Origin of the sequence: Intestinibacillus sp. NTUH-41-i26 (assembly GCF_032769475.1) — a bacterium.
Classification (GTDB): Bacteria; Bacillota; Clostridia; order Oscillospirales; family Butyricicoccaceae; genus Agathobaculum; species Agathobaculum ammoniilyticum.
This window is the reverse complement of the sequence record NZ_CP136477.1, coordinates 2,581,718-2,600,964: the sequence shown is the minus strand read 5'-3', so window position 1 is coordinate 2,600,964 and position 19,247 is coordinate 2,581,718. Positions and strand designations below refer to the sequence as shown.

20 protein-coding genes are annotated in these 19,247 nt (G+C 60.2%); all 20 read left to right on the top strand.

Annotated features, from left to right (window positions below; genetic code table 11):
- Positions 1–15 precede the first annotated feature (15 nt).
- The 20 genes from rpsD (at position 16) to eno (ending at position 19,170) form a co-directional block, all read left to right on the top strand.
- Positions 16–609, top strand: coding sequence for a 30S ribosomal protein S4 (rpsD, locus tag RX717_RS13410; protein WP_054326948.1), 594 nt, complete (start codon positions 16–18; stop codon positions 607–609).
- A gap of 84 nt (positions 610–693) precedes the next feature.
- Positions 694–1,641 (top strand): DNA-directed RNA polymerase subunit alpha, encoded by a 948-nt coding sequence (locus RX717_RS13405; RefSeq protein WP_107631617.1) that lies wholly within the window; start codon positions 694–696, stop codon positions 1,639–1,641.
- Between the two features lie 70 nt (positions 1,642–1,711).
- Entirely contained in the window at positions 1,712–2,056 is a 345-nt protein-coding gene (gene rplQ, locus RX717_RS13400; protein ID WP_054326946.1) for a 50S ribosomal protein L17, read from the top strand.
- Between the two features lie 261 nt (positions 2,057–2,317).
- A complete protein-coding gene (gene rimP, locus RX717_RS13395; RefSeq protein ID WP_054326945.1) occupies positions 2,318–2,782 on the top strand; it encodes a ribosome maturation factor RimP in 465 nt (154 codons plus the stop codon).
- 18 nt (positions 2,783–2,800) lie between these two features.
- Positions 2,801–3,865, top strand: coding sequence for a transcription termination factor NusA (gene nusA / locus RX717_RS13390; protein WP_107631618.1), 1,065 nt, complete (start codon positions 2,801–2,803; stop codon positions 3,863–3,865).
- 22 nt (positions 3,866–3,887) lie between these two features.
- Positions 3,888–4,166 (top strand): RNase P modulator RnpM, encoded by a 279-nt coding sequence (rnpM, locus tag RX717_RS13385; protein WP_054326944.1) that lies wholly within the window; start codon positions 3,888–3,890, stop codon positions 4,164–4,166.
- Entirely contained in the window at positions 4,156–4,641 is a 486-nt protein-coding gene (locus tag RX717_RS13380) for a L7Ae/L30e/S12e/Gadd45 family ribosomal protein (RefSeq protein ID WP_107631619.1), read from the top strand. The genes rnpM and RX717_RS13380 overlap by 11 nt, the downstream gene beginning before the upstream one ends.
- Positions 4,642–4,836: 195 nt before the next feature.
- Complete coding sequence (infB, locus tag RX717_RS13375; RefSeq protein WP_082396991.1) at positions 4,837–7,200, top strand: translation initiation factor IF-2; 2,364 nt, start codon at positions 4,837–4,839, stop codon at positions 7,198–7,200.
- A 108-nt stretch (positions 7,201–7,308) separates the two neighbouring features.
- Positions 7,309–7,680 (top strand): 30S ribosome-binding factor RbfA, encoded by a 372-nt coding sequence (rbfA, locus tag RX717_RS13370; protein ID WP_054326942.1) that lies wholly within the window; start codon positions 7,309–7,311, stop codon positions 7,678–7,680.
- On the top strand, positions 7,677–8,636 hold the full coding sequence (locus tag RX717_RS13365) for a DHH family phosphoesterase (protein ID WP_107631620.1): 960 nt from the start codon (positions 7,677–7,679) through the stop codon (positions 8,634–8,636). The genes rbfA and RX717_RS13365 overlap by 4 nt, the downstream gene beginning before the upstream one ends.
- Complete coding sequence (gene truB, locus RX717_RS13360) at positions 8,623–9,540, top strand: tRNA pseudouridine(55) synthase TruB (protein ID WP_107631621.1); 918 nt, start codon at positions 8,623–8,625, stop codon at positions 9,538–9,540. The genes RX717_RS13365 and truB overlap by 14 nt, the downstream gene beginning before the upstream one ends.
- Before the next feature lie 45 nt (positions 9,541–9,585).
- Positions 9,586–10,491, top strand: coding sequence for a riboflavin biosynthesis protein RibF (gene ribF / locus RX717_RS13355; RefSeq protein WP_054326938.1), 906 nt, complete (start codon positions 9,586–9,588; stop codon positions 10,489–10,491).
- Between the two features lie 165 nt (positions 10,492–10,656).
- A complete protein-coding gene (locus RX717_RS13350; protein ID WP_054326937.1) occupies positions 10,657–11,235 on the top strand; it encodes an RNA polymerase sigma factor in 579 nt (192 codons plus the stop codon).
- A complete protein-coding gene (locus tag RX717_RS13345) occupies positions 11,144–12,082 on the top strand; it encodes an anti-sigma factor (protein ID WP_159068165.1) in 939 nt (312 codons plus the stop codon). Before RX717_RS13350 ends, RX717_RS13345 begins: the two co-directional genes overlap by 92 nt.
- A 127-nt stretch (positions 12,083–12,209) precedes the next feature.
- Positions 12,210–12,695 (top strand): tRNA (uridine(34)/cytosine(34)/5-carboxymethylaminomethyluridine(34)-2'-O)-methyltransferase TrmL, encoded by a 486-nt coding sequence (gene trmL / locus RX717_RS13340; protein ID WP_054326934.1) that lies wholly within the window; start codon positions 12,210–12,212, stop codon positions 12,693–12,695.
- Positions 12,696–12,705: 10 nt separating this feature from the next.
- A complete protein-coding gene (locus tag RX717_RS13335; protein WP_054326933.1) occupies positions 12,706–13,581 on the top strand; it encodes a DegV family protein in 876 nt (291 codons plus the stop codon).
- Between the two features lie 215 nt (positions 13,582–13,796).
- Complete coding sequence (locus tag RX717_RS13330; RefSeq protein WP_107631623.1) at positions 13,797–14,987, top strand: phosphoglycerate kinase; 1,191 nt, start codon at positions 13,797–13,799, stop codon at positions 14,985–14,987.
- A gap of 224 nt (positions 14,988–15,211) precedes the next feature.
- Entirely contained in the window at positions 15,212–15,982 is a 771-nt protein-coding gene (tpiA, locus tag RX717_RS13325; protein ID WP_054326931.1) for a triose-phosphate isomerase, read from the top strand.
- A 338-nt stretch (positions 15,983–16,320) separates the two neighbouring features.
- On the top strand, positions 16,321–17,808 hold the full coding sequence (gene gpmI / locus RX717_RS13320; protein WP_054326929.1) for a 2,3-bisphosphoglycerate-independent phosphoglycerate mutase: 1,488 nt from the start codon (positions 16,321–16,323) through the stop codon (positions 17,806–17,808).
- A 42-nt stretch (positions 17,809–17,850) separates the two neighbouring features.
- Positions 17,851–19,170, top strand: a complete 1,320-nt coding sequence (gene eno / locus RX717_RS13315; RefSeq protein ID WP_054326928.1) for a phosphopyruvate hydratase — start codon at positions 17,851–17,853, stop codon at positions 19,168–19,170.
- Positions 19,171–19,247: the final 77 nt, after the last annotated feature.

The following is a 19,247-nucleotide window of genomic DNA, read 5'->3' as shown; positions in this document are numbered from 1 at the left end:
GGAGGAAACCAATCAATGGCTAAGAATACACAGCCCGTTCTCAAGCGCTGCAAGACGCTTGGTCTCTCCCCCGCGGTACTTGGTTACTCCAAGTCCACCAAGCGCCAGCCCAAGCAGTCCCGCCGCAAGCAGTCCGAATACGGCATGCAGCTCAACGAGAAGCAGAAGGTAAAATTCATCTATGGCGTGCTCGAGAAGCAGTTCCATGCTTACTATGAGAAGGCCGAACGTAAGCAGGGCATCACCGGTGAGATCCTGCTTCAGGAGCTTGAGCGCCGCCTGGACAACGTCGTATTCCGCATGGGCTTTGCGAACACCCGCCGCGAGGCGCGCCAGCTCGTCAACCATGCGCACTTCACCGTAAATGGCAAGCGCGTCAATATCCCGTCCTATCAGGTCAAGCCGGGCGATGTTGTCGCGGTCTGCGAGAAATCCCGCAGCTCCGCCAAGTTCAAGACCCTGCTGGAGGAGAACGGCAAGAAGCAATGCCCCAAGTGGATCGACAAGGCCAAGGATTCCTTTGAGGGCAGGATCGCCTCGATGCCGGCGCGTGATGACATCGATTATGATGTATCCGAGCACCTCATCGTCGAGTTGTACTCGAAGTAACAGACCCTCGCTTTTGGAGCCTGCGCGGCGCCTGCGCCGCCTGCTCCGCTTAGAGTTTCCAACCAACGTGAAGGAGGGTACCAAATGATCGAAATCGAAAAGCCGCGTATTGACTGTGAACAGCTCGCTGAAGACGGCTCTTACGGCAAATTCGTCGTGGAACCGCTGGAGCGCGGATATGGCACCACGCTGGGCAACTCCCTGCGCCGCATTCTGCTTTCGTCGCTGCCGGGTACGGCCGCGTCGAGCATCAAGATCGCCGGCGTGCAGCATGAGTTCTCCACCATCCCGGGCGTTAAGGAAGACGTGACCGAGATCGTACTGAACATCAAGGGCATCATCGCCAAGCTGCACTGCGACGGCCCCAAGACGGTCTACATCGAGGCCGCCGGCGAGGGCGAGGTAAAGGCTGGCGACATCCACGCTGACGGCGAGGTCGAGATCCTCAATCCCGACCTGCACATCGCTACCCTGATGAGCGATGCGCGCCTGTCCATGGAGATCACGCTGACTTCGGGCCGCGGCTACGTTCCGGCCGAGAAGAATAAGCAGCACCAGACCTCCATCGGCGTCATTCCGGTGGATTCGATCTACACACCAGTTTACAAGGTCAACTATACGGTGGAGAACACCCGTGTGCGCGACCTGACCGACTATGATAAGCTTACGCTCGAGATCTGGACCGACGGCACCATCACCGCGCGCGACGCGGTTTCGCTTGGCGCAAAGGTGCTGCGAGACCATCTCGACCTGTTCGTCGACCTGTCCGACGAGATCGGCTCCAAATCCACGGTTGTTGAAAAGGCCGAAGCGCAGCACGATAAGGTGCTTGAGATGACCATTGAGGAGCTTGACTTCTCGGTGCGCTCGTTCAACTGCCTCAAGCGCGCGGGTATCAACACAGTGGAGGATCTGATCAACACCTCGGAAGAGGACATGATGAAGGTCCGCAACCTGGGCCGCAAATCGCTGGAAGAGGTCATCGGCAAGCTGGAGGCCATGGGCCTGTCGCTTGCCAAGTCCGACGAATAAGAAAGACCGATAATGCGGCGGCACGAAAAGCCGCGCCGCCGCCTTTACTTTATTTTGGAGGTAAACACGAATGGCTAACAATCGCAAGCTCGGCCGTCCTACCGATCACCGTATGGCCATGCTGCGCGCGATGGTGACCTATCTGCTGGAAAACGGCAGGGTCGAGACCACCGTTGCCCGCGCCAAGGAAGTCGGCCCGCTGACCGAAAAGATGATTACTCTCGGCAAGAAGAACACGCTCGCTTCCCGCCGTCAGGCGATGGCTTTCATCACCAAGGAAGCTGTTGTTGCAAAGCTGTTCTCTGAAATCGCGCCGGAGTATGCAAGCCGTAACGGCGGTTACACCCGCATCATCAAGACCGGCCCGCGCCGCGGCGACGCAGCGGAAATGGCGATCATCGAGCTGGTTAAGTAAGATAACGGCTCACTTGGAAGCAGGAAGATGACGCAAAAAGGTTATCCAGTAGCGTGCTTACTGGATAACCTTTTTCTTTTTGCTTTCGTGCGGAATGTATCGCCGAAATATCTTCAAACAGAAAAGAAAAACACAGAAACCCCTTGCAATGTGCGGGATTTCGTGCTATACTACTGTCGTTAAGTAAGAAGTAACCGTAAGGAGTGGCGAAAGCCACTCCTTACGCTTTGCTTGAGAGAAATCGGAAAAGGAGGGACGGCTTTGCAGGCAAAGCAGATCGTCGCCCGTGTGGAAGAGTTGGTAAAGCCCTTGTGCGAGCAGGCCGGCGTTTCCCTGTGGGACGTGGAATTTGAAAAGGAGGGCGGCCGGTATATGCTGACCGTGACCGTCGATCATCCGGAGGGCGTGCAGATCGACCAGTGCGAGCAGGTTTCGCGCGCGCTCGACCCCATGCTGGATGAAAAGGAATTCGACGATATGCCGTCCTATACGCTGTGCGTTTCCTCGGCGGGGTTGTCGAGACGACTCAAGCGGCCGGAGCATTTCGCGGCGTTTATCGGCCATCCGGTCGAACTCGGCTTTTATAAGCCTGTAAACGGCGCAAAGCAGACGGAAGGCACCCTCGTTGCCTATGATAACGGCTGCGTGACGCTGGAGAGCGGCGGGCAGCAGACTGTTTATGAACCCAAAGATATAGCCGCGGTGCGACTTGCGGTTGAAATTTAAGGAGATGAACCGGAAAAAATGGTGAACGCAGAATTTTTTGACGCGCTGGAGCAGCTCGAAAAGGAAAAGGGGATACCGGTCGATTACATGCTCGACCGCGTGGGCCAGGCTTTGATTACTGCTTACAAGCGCGACAACGACGGGATGACGGACAATGTGTTCGTTGAACCGGATCGGGATAAAAAGACCATCCGCATGTATGTGCGCAAAACGGTCGTCAAGGCGGAGGACCTCTATGAGCCGTATGAGGAGATCACACTCGAGGAGGCGGCCGAGTATAAGAACAATCCCATGGTGGGCGATATCATAGATATTGACATCCCGACCAAGTCGTTCGGCCGCATCGCGGCGCAGACCGCCAAGCAGGTCATTATCCAGGGCATCCGTGAAGCGGAGCGCGGCATGGTGATCTCGGAGTTTGAGAGCAAGGAGCATGAGATCCTGACCGGCGTGATCGCCCGTATCGACCCCCGCTCGGGCAACGCGTATCTGGACGTGGTTTCGGGCGGCGAAAAGAGCGAAGCAGTCCTAGCCGCTTCTGAGCAGGTGCGCGGGGAGCAGCTTGCCGAAGGGCAGCGCGTCAAGGTATACCTGATCGAAGTGCGCCGCGGCACGCGCGGTCCGCAGGTCGTGGTATCGCGCACGCACCCGGGCCTGGTCAAGCGCCTGTTTGAGCTTGAGGTGCCGGAAATCCATTCCGGCGTGGTTGAGGTCAAGTCGATCGCGCGTGAAGCGGGCAACCGCACCAAGATCGCGGTTACATCGCACGACGAGAACGTCGATCCGATCGGCGCATGCGTGGGTACGCGCGGCGCGCGCGTCGCCAACATCACCGGCGAGCTGAACGGTGAAAAAATCGATATCATCAAGTGGAGTGAGGATACGGCGCAGTTCGTTTCCGCAGCGCTCGCCCCCGCTGACGTGATCTCCGCGTCTGTGCAGGCGGACAACAAGTCCTGCCGCGTGATTGTACCGGACGACCAGCTTTCGCTCGCCATCGGCAAGGAGGGGCAGAACGCCCGCCTTGCCGCCAAGCTGACCGGCTGCAAAATTGACATCGCTCCGGAATCACAGGGCGAATAACAAAACGGGGGTGCGGCAGAATATGGTACAGAAAAAGGTTCCCATGCGGCAATGCCTCGGCTGCCGCGAAATGTTTCCCAAGCGCGAGCTGATCCGCGTGGTGCGTTCACCGGAGGGTGCGCTTTCGCTGGACTTCAGGGGGAAAGCGCCGGGGCGCGGCGCCTATCTGTGCAGCAGGCCGGAGTGCCTGAAAAAAGCGCGCAAGAGCCGCGCGATCGAACGTGCGCTTTCGGTCGAGGTGCCGGAGGACGTGTACAGCGCGCTGGAAAAGCAGATGGAGGAGGGCGCGCATGATGAATGATCCCGTCCTCCGGATGCTGGGGCTGGCGCGGCGCGCCGGCAAGCTGGCGTTCGGCGACGAGCTGGTGCGCGAGGCCTGCATGGAGAAAAAGGCCCGCTGCGTGATGGCTGCATCAGATGCCGGCGAGAGTACGGCGAAGAAGGCCGCGTTTTATGCCGAACGCGCAAACGTACCGTTTCTCGTCCTGCCGGTGGATAAGCAGACGCTGGGCGCTGCGATCGGCAAGGGCGGCTGCGCGGTATGCGCAGTGACCGATATCGGCCTGGCGTCCGCGGCGGTGCAGCGGCTCGCGGCGCAGGACAGCGGCTATGCGGACGTATCCGCGCAGCTTGCGGAAAAAAACGCGCGCATCCAGTCGCGCCGGGGCAAAAAGAAGCCCCGCGCTTCGCAGTCTCAGGCGGCGCAGCCGCCGCGCCGCGCAGGCAGCGCCCCGCGCAAAGCGAACAAAAGCCCACGCGCAAAGCGCGTATTCTAATAGGCAACCCCCGCAAAGCGGCGTTTGCCATCAAAATCGGGAGCCTGTATCACGATTTTGATATCAGAAAGCTGTTTTGTGTGCCGTGTGGCGGCGCGTAAAACAGCGCATAAGAGGTGTTCGCGCCATGCGCGGCACATCTTACTCGATTGAAAACGTGTTTTCAACCGAAATTTCTTTTAGGAGGAGTTGCCCATGGCAATAGAGAATAAATATCGGGTGCATGAGGTTGCAAAGGATTTTGGCGCCGCCACAAAGGAGATTACCGAGATCCTGACCCAATACTGCACCACCCCGAAAAACCATATGCAGGTGCTGAGCGATCAGGAGCTGTCCGTCATTTTCGAGTATATGACGCAGCACCATCAGGTAAACAACATGGAGGAGACCCTGAACGCGCAGATGGCGGCGCGGCAGACCGCCGCAGCCCCGTCCGGCGACCGGCCGAAAGCGGAGGAGAAGCTCGCCAGACAGCCGCAGGCAGCCCAGCAGCCGGTGTCTGCCAAGCCGGAGGCAGGAAAGAAAGAGGAAAGCAAGGCCGCGCCCGCTGCTTCGACCAAGGTCAAGCAGGTACACCGCATCGATACCCGCGGCGCGGGAGACGTCAACCTGGATAAATATGACGAGCGTATCGACAAGCTGGTGGATGCCAAGGCGGAGCGTATGGAGTCCCGCGGCCAGAAGAAGCAGAAGCTGACCAAAAAGGCTGACCAGCGCGCCAAGCCGTTCGGCAATAAGCGCCGGCAGGAGGAGCAGGAGAAGATGAAGCGCCTCCAGCGCCAGCAGCAGATGGCGGCTCTCAAGAAGATACCGGTCAAGGTTATGATACCGGACGAGATCTCGGTCGGCGAGCTGGCCAGCCGCATGAAGCGCACCGCGGCGGATGTAATCAAGGGTCTGATCAAGCTGGGCGTGATGGCATCTATTTCGGAGATTATCGACTTTGACACCGCGGCGATCGTGGCGGAGGAAATGGGCTGCAAGGTCGAAAAAGAGGTCCATATTACCATCGAGGAGCGACTGTTTGACGAGAGCGAGGACCGCGAGGAGGATCTCGTGCCGCGCGATCCGGTTGTGGTCGTGATGGGTCACGTTGACCACGGCAAGACCTCGCTGCTCGACGCCATCCGCAAGACCAAGGTGACTGAGGGCGAGGCCGGCGGCATCACCCAGCATATCGGCGCGTACCGTGTCGCGGTGGACGGCAAGCCGATCACCTTCCTGGACACCCCGGGCCACGCGGCGTTCACCTCCATGCGCGCCCGCGGCGCGCAGGTAACCGATATCGCCATTCTGGTCGTGGCGGCGGACGACGGCGTGATGCCGCAGACCATCGAGGCGATCAACCACGCCAAGGCGGCGAATGTGCCGATCATCGTGGCGGTCAACAAGATCGATAAGCAGGGCGCCAATCCGGACCGTGTACTCCAGCAGCTCACCGAATATGAGATCGTACCTGAGGAGTGGGGCGGCGATACGATCGTGTGCAATATTTCGGCCAAGTTCGGCCAGGGTATCGAGAACCTGCTCGAGATGGTGCTTCTGACCGCGGAGGTCGCGGATCTCAAGGCCAATCCCAACCGCAAAGCGCACGGCACGGTCATCGAAGCCAAGCTCGACAAGGGCCGCGGGCCGGTCGCAACGTTGCTTGTACAGAACGGCACGTTGCACACGGGCGATACGGTCATCGCGGGTAAGGCGGTCGGCCGTGTGCGCGCCATGACCAACGACGACGGGAAGCGGATTCAGGAGGCCGGCCCGTCCGTGCCGGTCGAGATCATCGGTCTGGCCGAGGTGCCGGGCGCGGGTGATATCTTCGATGCGGTGGACGACGAGAAGATGGCGCGTGAGTTGGTCGAGCAGCGTAAGGATAAGGAAAAGGAAGAACGCAACAAGCAGTTCCATAAGGTCACGCTCGACAACCTGTTCGCCTCCATCCAGGAGGGCGAGATGAAGGAGCTGAACATCATCGTCAAGGCTGACGTGCAGGGCTCGGTCGAGGCGATCCGCTCGTCGCTGGAGAAGCTGTCGAACGACGAGGTCCGCGTCAAGGTTATCCACGGCGCGGTCGGCGCGATCAACGAGTCCGACGTGATGCTGGCCGCGGCGTCCGGCGCGATCATCGTCGGCTTCAACGTGCGTCCGGATCGCACGGCAACCGATTCCGCCGCGCAGCAGGGCGTGGATATGCGCATGTACCGCGTTATTTACGACGCGATCGAGGAGATGGAGCAGGCCATGAAGGGCATGCTCGAACCCAAGTTCAAGGAAGTCGTGCTCGGCCATGCCGAGGTGCGCCAAGTGTTCAAGATTACGGGCGCGGGCGCTGTTGCGGGCTGCTATGTGCAGGATGGCAAGATCCAGCGCAACGCTGAGGTGCGTGTGGTGCGTGACGGCATCGTATTCCACGAGGGCCATCTGAACACCCTCAAGCGCTTCAAGGACGACGTCAAGGAAGTTGCTTCCGGGTATGAATGCGGCATGAGCATCGAAAACTATAACGACATCAAGGAAAATGACGTAATTGAATGCTTCGTCATGGAAGAGGTCAAACCGTAAGATAATTGAAAAGGGACGATGGAGAATGGAGCCGAAGCCGTAAGGGGCAGCTTCATTTTCCGCGCGCCATTTTTCCATTCATCCTCAGGCAAAGGAGGACGTTACACCATGTCTACACGAATCGACCGCATTTCGGAAGAGGTGCGCAAGGCGCTGGCCGAGGCGATTCGCTCGGTCAAGGACCCGCGGGTGCAGAACGGGCTGGTTTCGGTCGTACACTGTGAGGTCACAAACGACCTGCGCTATGCCAAGTGCTTTATTTCCGTGCTTGGCAGCGAGCAGCAGGCGAAAGAGGTCATGAAAGGCCTGAAATCCGCTGCGGGTTGGCTGCGGCGCGAGGTTGGGCATAAGGTACAGCTCCGTTACGCGCCCGAGCTGGTGTTTGAACTGGACAACTCGATCACGCATGGCGCGCATATCTCGGAATTGCTGCACGAGCTGAAAAGCGAGGGCAAGCTCGGGGAGGAGGACCGCGCATGACCGTGGACGTTGCGGGCGCCGCCGCGGCGCTGCAGGGCGCGGACAACATCCTGATCCTGACGCACCGCCGCCCGGACGGCGATACCGCCGGTTGCGCGGGGGCGCTGTGCCGCGGGCTGCGGCAGCTCGGCAAGACCGCGTATATTCTGGAGAATCCGGAGATCACCAAGCGGTATGCACCGCTGATTACACCTTGTTATCCGACGAGCGATTTTAACTCTGCGTATATTGTATCCGTCGATATCGCGGAGGAAAAGCTGTTTCCGGATACGGCGGAGCAGTATAAGGGAAAGGTCGATCTAGTGATCGACCATCACCGCTCGAATTCGGGCTTTGGCGCCAAAAACCTGATCCGTCCGGACGCGGGCGGCTGCGCCGAGGTGCTGTATGATGTGCTGGCCGCGCTGGGCGTGCGGTTCACCAGGGATATCGCGGAATGCATCTACATCGGCGTGTCCACGGATACAGGCTGCTTCAAGTTTTCCAACACGACCGCGCATACCCATGCGGTAGCGGCGGCTTGCCTGACTGCGGGGATCGATGGGGGCGAGATCAACCGCGTGCTGTTTGAGACCAAATCCATGCCGCGCTTCCAGATGGAGCGCATCGTGTTCGACACGATGGAGTTCTTTGAGGACGGCGCGGTCGCGGTTGCGCTGCTGTGGCGCACGGATATCGACCGCACGGGCGCGGATATGGACGACCTGGATTCGATTGCTTCGCTCACGCGGCAGATTGAGGGCGTGCAGATCGGCATTACACTGACTGAAAACCGAGACGGGACGGTCAAGGCGTCCGTCCGCACGACCAAAGAGATGGACGCCGCAGCGATCTGCAAAAAGTGCGGCGGCGGCGGCCACATCCGCGCGGCCGGCGCAAGCTTGGACTGTGGAATGGAGGAGGCGAAAGCCGCCATCCTGACCGCCGCGAGGGAGCAGTTCCATGCCAAACAGTGAGCTGAACGGCATCCTGCTGATGGATAAGCCGCAGGGCTTTACCTCGCACGACGTGGTGGCCAAGCTGCGCGGCATCCTGCACACGCGCAGGATCGGCCACGGCGGCACGCTCGACCCACTGGCGACCGGCGTGCTGCCGGTATTTGTCGGCGGTGCGACCAAGGCGGCGGATTTCGCGGCCGCGCAGGATAAGGAATATATCGCGGGCTTTACGCTCGGCTACAATACGGACACGCAGGATGTGACCGGCGGGACGCTGCAGGTCAGCGGCCGCTGCGCCGCACGGGATGCGGTCGAGCAGGCGGCAGGCCGCTTCCTTGGGTCGCAGAAGCAGGTGCCGCCCATGTATTCGGCGGTCAAGGTGAACGGGCAGAAGCTGTATGACCTGGCCCGCAGGGGGAAGGCGGTCGAGCGTCCGGCGCGCGACATCACCGTCCACGCGATCGATCTGCTGGAGTTTGACGAGCACGCCCAGAAGGGCATGCTGCGGCTGACGGTCAGCAAGGGTACTTATGTGCGCACGCTCATCAACGACCTGGGCGAAGCGCTTGGTACGCTGGCGGTCATGCACAGCCTGACGCGCACCCGATCGGGCGCCTATACGCTGCGGGAGTGCCACGGCTTCAGCCAGGTCGAGCGCGCGGCGGCGGATGGCGCGGCGCAAACGCTTTTGCTACCGACCGACAGCCTGTTCCCCCTGCATCCGGCTGTGCGGCTGACGGACGAGGGCGCGGAACGCATCGCGCGCGGCGCGGTGGTATTCCCGCGCATGGCGCAGGGGATGCCCGAAACAGCGGGCGCGCTGTGCCGCGTGTACCACGGGGCGCGTTTTTTGATGCTCGGCCAGGTAAGGACACTCGATAAAGGCGGGCTGGGCCTGTTTGTCTATAAAAATTTTGGATGAAAAAACGCGGGCCGGCAGCGGCCGCTTTTTCAGGGAGGGTTTCCCATGCAAGAATTTCAAAAGCCGCGCGCGATCGCGCTGGGTTATTTCGACGGGGTGCATCTGGGGCATCGGGCGTTGATGGAGCGCGCGGTGGAGCGCGCCAGACAGATCGGCGGCGTGAGCGCGGTATGCACGTTCGACGTCCATCCGGATTCGGTTGTGCTGGGGCGCCAGGTGCCGCTGATCACGGCGGACGCTTACCGGCGGGAGGAGATCAAAAAGCTCGGCGGCGTGGACGAGGTAATCTTCATTCATTTTGACGAGAAGATGCAGCATATGGACTGGCGCGACTTTATCCATAAGGTGCTGATCGAGCAGTTCCACGCGGCTTGGATCATTTCCGGCCGGAACAACCGCTTTGGTTATAAGGGGCGGGGCAACGCCGCCGGTATGGCGGAGGAATGTGAAAAGGCCGGCATCGGCTACGACTGCGTCGACGATGTCAAGATGGACGGGATCGTGGTGTCCTCCACCTATATCCGTCAGCTCATTTCCCAGGGCGATATGGAAACGGCCGCGCGTTTCCTTGGCCATCCGTATACAGTGACCGGCGTGGTCGAGCATGGCCGCAAGGTGGGGACGAGCGTGTTGGGCGTGCCGACCGTTAACCTGCGTCTGCCGGGCGAGATGGCGCTGCCGCCGTACGGCGTTTATGCGACGCGCGTGCTGGTGGGCGGGGAAAGCCACATCGCGGCGACCAATATCGGCGTCAAGCCCACGTTCCTGGATAGCGGTACGCCGACCATCGAGCCGCACCTGCTGGATTTCGCGGGCGACCTGTACGGCCGGATGATCCATGTCGAGCTGCATAAGTTCCTGCGGCCGGAAAAGCAGTTTGCGTCGGCGGAAGAGCTGCGCGCGGCGATCGAGGAGAATGTGCGGCAGACGCGCGCCTACTTCGCGGAATAAGCGGGCGCCAGGAGACGGAAGCATGGCATAAAATTGCCCGCCGCGCGGCGGGTGGAAAAGACGGGATGGATTTGCCATCCCGTCTTTTTTTGAAATCTGTTATAATGGTAGAGAACAATTCCCTGCCTGGGGACGTGTTGTTTACAGAAAGGAGGAGAGGACGCCATGCAAACAAAGCTGCGCTCCGACGCATTCCTGTGCGAGGCGATGGAAGCCTGCGGCGACGCCGTTTACCGGCTGGCGCTGTGCCGCATGGGAAGCCGCGCGGATGCGGAGGACGTTTATCAGGAGGTGTTTCTCCGGCTGCTGCGCGACACGACTGATTTTCGGGATGAGGAGCATTTGAAGGCCTGGCTGATTCGGGTCACGCTCAACCGGTGCAGCGACCTGCGTCGTTCGGCGTGGTTCCGCCGCACCGCGCCGCTCGAAGCCGCGCCGGACGCGGCTGCGCCGGAGGATACCGACCAGGCCGACCTGTGGCATGCGGTCGCGCGGCTGCCGGATGAACTGCGGACCGTGATACACCTGCACTATGTAGAGGGCTACAGGACGGAAGAAATCGCGCCGCTGGTCGGATGCAGGCCGGCAACCGTGCGCACGCGGCTCCATCGGGCGCGTAAACAACTCAAACTGGATCTGGAGGGAATGGACGATGAAGAAGAACAACCGGAACGAATGGGAGCAGATGAAAAGCATAAAAGCGCCGGAGGCGCTGAAGCAGCGTACCCTGGCGGCCGCGCGTGAGGAGCGCCGCGGGGAGGGGCAGGCCGCGCCGCAGCACCTGGCGCCGGCGCCGCGCCGCAGCTTCGGCATGGTAAAACGCATTTTGGCAGCGGCGTGTGCGTTCGGCGTGGTTCTGGGCGGCTCGGCCCTGTGGCGAATACAGGGCGGGCAGAGCGCGGACGAGGCGGTCGCCGGAGTGGTGGCCAACTCGTTCGGCATCGTGGCTTATGCCGCGGACACGGGCGAGACTATCGCGCCGAAAGACAGCAAGATTGCGTTTGATTTCGCTGGCGGAGGTGCGGACAGCCCGACCAAGGGTTTTTTCAGCGGTTGCCTGTTCCGGGTGACGGGCGACAATATCGAAACGGTCAGCGCGTCGGTTGACAAGGGCGGTCTGTACCGGACCGAGCGGCTGGAAATCAACGAGGCCGACGTACAGGCGATCATGATGGGCACCTATGCGCCCACAGCGGATGCGGACGATATCATGGTGCAGTCAGAACCGGAAAAAAAACGGTGGTGGGTGGACGCCAGCTACCGCATGGAGAACGGCTTTGTCGCGGACTATGACGCGAACGTGAGCTACGGCTTCTGGGGCGAGCCTCAGCCGGTCGATATGGCGGACGATACCGACCTGCGTGACGCGTGGCACGCCCGTATAGACGAGTTCGACGGCGCGACCCTGACGGTCACCGTCACCTTTGCCGACGGCACGAGCGATACCCAGACGCTCACGCTGCACACCGGCAAGCTGGGCGTATGGTATCCGGACGATGAGAGTGGCCCGCAGCCCACCGGCGAGGTACTCACCGACGAGCAGGCCAAAGAGCAGGGCTATCTCTACGGCGTATACGCGGAAATGGAATAACGTGGCGGTTTATCCCCCGATCTTTCGGATCGGGGGATAATTTTTGCAGAAAAACAGGTAAACTGCTTGAAAAAAAACGGTGCATCCCATACAATAAAAAAGTAGTTTGTTTTTATGAGGGAGTGCCATGCTGCATATTGTTCTGGTTGAGCCGGAGATCCCGCAGAACACGGGCAACATCGCCCGCACCTGCGCGGCGACGGGCTGCGTGCTGCACCTGGTCGAGCCGCTCGGCTTTGCGATTGACGATAAGCGGATGAAGCGTGCGGGCCTGGATTACTGGCATCTGCTCGACGTCCGCATGTATAAAAACCTGGATGAGTTCTTTGCCCGAAACCCGGGCGGGCGTTATTTTTACGCCACGACCAAAGCGCCGCACGCCTATCACGAGGCGGCGTATCGGGACGGGGATTACCTGCTGTTCGGCAAGGAGACAAAGGGGCTGCCGGAAAGCCTGCTCGTCGCGCATCCGGAGCGGTGCGTGCGCATTCCCATGCGCGAGGGCGCGCGAAGCCTAAACCTGTCCAACTCGGTCGCCGTGATCGTGTTCGAGGCGCTGCGGCAGACCGGCTTTGAAAACCTGAGGCTGGCGGGGCCTTTCCCGCAGGAGTGAGGGAGCGTTTATGGAAAAGATACACATTCTGACCGATTCTTCCGCGGATATCCCGCAGGCGCAGGTGGATGCCTATGGGATAGAGGTCGTCCCGATCACGCTGACGCATGAGGGGCGCGCGTTCCGCGAGTATTACGACATCACCGCCGAGGAGTACTGGAAGCTGCTGCAAACCAGCCGTGAGGTTCCGGCAACCTCGATGGTCACGCCCGCGCAGTTCCTGGATTCCTACCGGCGCGCGTTTGAACGCGGCTGCACTCATGTGCTGGGCGTTCTGATCAACGGGAAAGGGTCGGGTACCTGTCAGGCCGCCTGTCTCGCCCGTTCGATGTTTGAGGAGGAATATGGAAGTGGCATGCGGATCGAGATCATCGACTCCGCGACCTACACCTATATTTACGGGCATATCGTCGTGCTGGCCGCCCGCCTGCGCGACCAGGGAGACAGCTTTGAGGCGATCGCGGGCGTGGTGCGCAGCCGGCTCAAGCGGGTGGAGGCTTATCTGGGCGTGTATAGCCTGGCGCACCTCAAGCGGTCGGGCCGCATTTCGGGCGGCGCGGCGTTTGTCGGGGAAGCGCTCGGGCTCAAGCCAATCAGCCATGTGTACGGCGGCGCGGTTACGGTATGCGACAAGGTGCGCGGGGAAAAGGCGCTGGTGTCGGGCCTGATTAAAAAGGTGTCCGGCCGTGTGCAGCAGCCGGAAAAGCAGACCGCGCTCCTGCTGTACGGTGATGTACCCGCGGAGCGCATCGACGAGCTGGAAAAGCGTCTGCTGACGGAAATCGGCTTCAAACAGGTCTGCCGCAGCCCGATCGGCCCCTCGGTTATCACGAATACCGGCCCGCAGGCCCTGGCGGTCGCGTTTTACGGACAGGCCCGAAACTGAACCGGATTGGGCATATTGTTTAATATTTCACAATATTTTGAGGAAAAACGCAAAAATCCTCTAAAAGATTGCCAAAATGTAAGGTTTTTCGTAAATTTGCTTGCGGGATACCGGAAAAACGAGTATAATTTGGTCTTGGAAGCGGAATTCTTTTAGAGAACGCCGCGATTTTGATCCGTGTCGCAATATTTATATCTTAAGGAGAGGTATATTTTATGCAGTACAACAAAAAGAGTGTCGAAGACATCGACGTAAATGGCAAAAAGGTCATCGTTCGCTGCGATTTCAACGTCCCGCAGGACGAAAACGGCAATATCACCGATGACAAGCGTATCCGTGCGTCCCTGGAGACGATCAAGTACCTGCTGGACCACAACGCGGCTGTTATCCTTTGCTCGCACCTCGGCCGTCCGAAGGGCGAGGTCAATATGAAGTATTCGCTGGCGCCGGTCGCGGCGCGCCTGAGCGAACTGCTCAGCATTGACATCAAGCTGGCGAAGGACGTTGTCGGCGAGGACGCCAATCGGCTTGCCGCGGCGGTCAAGCCCGGAGAAGCCATCCTGCTGGAGAACGTCCGCTTTGAAAAGGGCGAAACCAAGAATGATCCGGCGCTTGCCAAGGCGTTTGCCGATATGGCCGAGATCTACGTCAACGACGCGTTCGGCACCTCGCACCGCGCCCATGCCTCCACCGCCGGCATCGCGGATTACCTGCCGGCCGTGTGCGGCTTCCTGATCAACAAGGAAATCTCCATCATGGGCAAAGCGCTTTCCGATCCGGCCCGTCCGTTCGTCGCCATCCTGGGCGGCGCGAAGGTTTCCGACAAGATCAACGTTATCAACAACCTGATCGATAAGTGCGATACCGTCATTATCGGCGGCGGCATGGCCTATACATTCTCCAAGGCGCAGGGCGGCAAGATCGGCACCTCGCTGTGCGAGGAGGATAAGCTCGATCTCGCGCTCGGCCTGATCAAGAAGGCGGAGGATAAGGGTGTCAAGCTCCTGCTGCCGATCGACACCGTTTGCGGCGATCACTTTGGCGCGGACGCGGAGCCGGTTGTTTACGAGGCAGGCCAACTGCCGGACAACATGATGGGCATGGACATCGGCCCCAAGACCGTTGAGTTGTTCTCGGACGCGGTCAAGAACGCTGGCACGGTTGTTTGGAACGGCCCGATGGGCGTATTCGAGTTCGACACCTTTGCGGCCGGCACCAAGGCGGTTGCGGCGGCGATCGCTGCGTCCGGCGCGGTTTCCATCATCGGCGGCGGCGACTCCGCGGCGGCGGTTGAAAAGCTTGGCTTTGCGGACAAGATGACCCACATCTCCACCGGCGGCGGCGCTTCGCTGGAGTTCCTGGAGGGGCTGGAGCTGCCGGGCATCGCCTGCCTGCTGGATAAGTAAGCTCCCTCAGCCGAAAGGGGTAATGTGAAAACCCACGCGCCTGCCGCGGGTTTTTGCGGAGGGCGCCGCGGGCCGGCGCTTTCCTGTGGAAAATGCGCGCTGCGCATGGGATGTGTGCGGTGCGGAAATGTGCTTATACCGGGGCGTTCGCGCGATGCCCCGTATAAATACATAACCGATCAGGACGGATCCGCCGTCCGAAATTTGAAAGGGGTAAAACCAACATGAATCGCAGATACCGTAAGACCATCATTGCCGGCAACTGGAAAATGAACAAGACGCCGGCGGAAGCCAAGGCGCTCATCGAGGAGATGAAGCCGCTGCTTTCCAAGACCAAGTGGTGTGAGATGGTTCTTTGCGTGCCGTTTACCGATATTCAGGTCGCAGTAAAGGCTGCCAAGGGCTCCAAGATCGCCATTGGCGCGGAGAATATGCATTTTGAGAAGTCCGGCGCGTTCACCGGCGAGATTTCTGCCGATATGCTCAAGGAGCTGGGCGTGAAGTATGTGATCATCGGGCACTCCGAGCGCCGCCAGTACTTCAACGAGACCGACGAAGCCTGCAACAAGAAAGTCCTCGTCGCGCTGGAGAACGGCCTGCGCCCGATCCTGTGCGTCGGCGAGTCGCTCACTGAGCGCGAGCAGGACGTGACCATGGAGGTTATCCGTAAGCAGATCAAGATCGCCCTGCAGGGCGTTGCTGTTGAGGATATCAAAAAGGTTGTCATCGCTTACGAGCCGATCTGGGCGATCGGCACCGGTAAGACCGCTACCGCCGAGCAGGCGGGCGAGGTCTGCGGCGCGATCCGCGACTGCCTGCGCGAGAAGTACGGCGCGCGGGCGGCCCGCGGCATCACCATCCAGTACGGCGGCTCGATGAACGCCAAGAACGCGGCCGAGCTGCTGGCCCAGCCCGACGTTGACGGCGGCCTGATCGGCGGCGCCTCCCTGAAGAGCGCTGATTTCGCGACCATCGTGGAAGCAGCCAATCAATAAGATAAGGAATACGGCGTGGGAAGCGGCTGCTTCCCCCCGCCGTTACCGCGGAGGGGGGCATCGATATCGATCGTTGTCCCCTTTCATCCCACTTCTGCCAAAGGAGCTTTAGCTATGAAAAAGAAGTTTCCTCCGCCAAGGAGGCTGCGGAAACGGCGCCTGTCGTGGAAAAGGCCGCAGCGAAAAAGCCGGCGGCGAGAAAGACGGCCGCTAAGCCAACCGCAGCCGCTGTGGAGAAGAAGACCCCGGCAAAAAAACCGGCGGCTAAGAAGCCCGCGGCCCGCAAAACGGCAGCAAAGAAAGCCTCCGGCCCGAAAAAGCCGACCGCGCTGATTATCATGGATGGTTTTGGCCACCGCGACGAAAAGAGCGGTAACGCGATCGAGGCTGCGAACACCCCCAACTTGGACAAGATCTTTGCAGAAAACCCGATGACGTATATCGGCGCCTCCGGCTTGGACGTCGGCCTGCCGGACGGGCAGATGGGCAACTCCGAGGTCGGCCACACCAACATCGGCGCGGGCCGTATCGTTTATCAGGAGCTGACCCGCATCACCAAGGCCATCCAGGACGGCGACTTTTTCACCAACGAAGCGCTCATGAGCGCAATCAACCAGTGCAAGTGGTTTAATTCCACCCTGCATATTTTCGGCCTGCTGTCCGATGGCGGCGTACACTCGCATATTGACCATATGTTCGCGCTGCTCGAGCTGGCGCGCCGCAACGGTCTGCGCAAGGTGTGCTTCCATTGCTTCATGGACGGCCGCGACACGCCCCCGCAGTCCGGTATCGAATATATCGACCGTCTGCAGGCGAAGATCGACGCGGTTGAGGTCGGCTGTATTGCTACGATTTCCGGCCGCTATTATGCGATGGATCGCGACAACCGCTGGGAGCGTGTCGAGAAAGCCTATAGCGCCATTGCCGAGGGCGTCGGAGAGCATGCAGCCTCCGCGCACGAAGCCATGCAGGCTTCCTATGATGCGGGCGTGACCGACGAGTTCGTGGTTCCGGTCATCGTAACCGAGGGCGCGACCGTCCGAGACGACGACGCGATTATCTTTGCCAACTTCCGTCCCGATCGCGCGCGTGAGATCACCCGTGCGTTTGTGGATCATGAGTTCCAGGGCTTCCCGCGCCACCGCCGCAACATTCACTACGTCTGCATGACGCAGTATGACGCGACGATCGTAGGCGTTGAGGTGGCGTTCAAGCCGCAGAGCCTCAAGAATACCTTCGGCGAATATATCTCCGACTTGGGCCTGACCCAGTTGCGCATCGCCGAAACCGAGAAGTATGCGCATGTCACGTTCTTCTTCAACGGCGGCGTGGAAAAGGAATATGCGGGCGAGGACCGCGCGCTTATCCCGTCCCCCAAGGTTGCGACCTATGACCTCCAGCCGGAAATGAGCGAGCCTGCCGTAACCGAGGAGTGCGTAAAGCGCATCCTGTCCGGCAAGTATGATATGATCGTCCTGAACTTTGCCAACTGCGACATGGTCGGCCATACCGGCGTGTTCGAGGCTGCGGTCAAGGCGGTCGAGGCGACGGACGACGGCGTGGGCAAGGTTGTCGCCGCGATCCAGCAGATGGGCGGCCAGTGCCTGATCACGGCCGACCACGGCAACGTGGATCAGATGCTCGACGCGGACGGTACGACCCCGTTCACCGCGCATTCCACCAATCCGGTGCCGCTCGTGATGATCGGCCATGCGGGCAAGCTGATGGAGGGCGGCGTGCTGGCTGACCTTGCGCCCACCCTGCTCGAAATGATGGGTCTCAAGCAGCCGGAAGAAATGACCGGCCACAGCCTGATCGCCAAATAAATCTGCGTATCCCCAAAATTGATATAAAAAGGAGAATGAATTATGAAAGGCTACATTGAAATCGTTGATGTGCTTGGCCGTGAGGTAATGGACTCCCGCGGCAATCCGACCGTTGAGGTCGAGGTTTATGTTGAGGGCGACACCGGTGCCTATATGGGCCGCGCGGCCGTTCCGTCCGGCGCTTCCACCGGCATCTTCGAGGCTTGCGAGCTGCGCGACGGCGACAAGTCCCGCTATAACGGCAAGGGCGTCCTCAAGGCGGTTGACGCTGTCAACGGCGAGATCGCGGAAACCATCATCGGCATGAATGCGCTCGACCAGCAGGCCATCGACAAGGCCATGATCGAGGCGGATGGCACCCCGAACAAGACCAAGTTCGGCGCCAACGCGATTCTGGGCGTTTCCATGGCGGTTGCCAAGGCGGCGGCCGAGGCGCTTTCCCTGCCGCTGTACAACTACATCGGCGGCTGCAACGCCAAGACCCTGCCGATGCCCATGATGAACATTCTTAACGGCGGCGCGCATGCGACCAACAACGTTGAGATCCAGGAATTCATGATTATGCCGGTTTCCGCTCCCTCTTTCCGCGAGGCGCTGCGCCGCTGCGCTGAGGTGTTCCATCAGCTCAAGAGCACCCTCAAGGAGAACGGCACTCCGGCTGCGGGCGTAGGCGACGAGGGCGGCTATGCGCCCAACCTGAAGAAGGACGAGGACGCGCTCAAGGTGATCGTCAAGGCGATCGAAGAGGCTGGCTACAAGCCGGGCGAGGACTTCATGATCGCGATCGACGCGGCTTCCTCCGAGTGGTGGAACGACGAGGAGAAGTGCTATATCCAGCCGAAGTCCGGTAAGAAGATGACCCAGCAGCAGCTCGTTAAGATGTGGAAGAACTTCGCGGAGAAATACCCGATCATCTCCCTTGAGGACGGTATGGCCGAAGAGGACTGGGAAGGCTGGGAGATGCTGACCAAGGCGCTGGGCGATAAGATCCAACTTGTCGGCGACGACCTGTTTGTAACCAATACCACCCGTCTCAAGAAGGGCATCGACATGGGCGTTGCCAACTCCATCCTCATCAAGGTCAACCAGATCGGCTCCCTGACCGAAACCCTGGACGCCATCCAGATGGCGAACCGCGCGGGCTACACCGCCGTTGTTTCCCACCGTTCGGGCGAAACCGAGGACGCGACCATCGCGGACATCGCTGTGGCGCTCAACGCGGGTCAGATCAAGACCGGCGCGCCGAGCCGCACCGACCGTGTTGCCAAGTACAACCAGCTGCTCCGTATCGAAGAGGAGCTGGGCGAGGATGTCGCGCAGTACCTGGGCAAGGATGCTTTCTTCAACTTGAAGAACAAGTAAGAATGGCTTAATAGCAGGCCGTCCGCAACAAGCGGACGGCCTGCTTATTTTTATATGGAACGGTTTCTTCTCCCTAT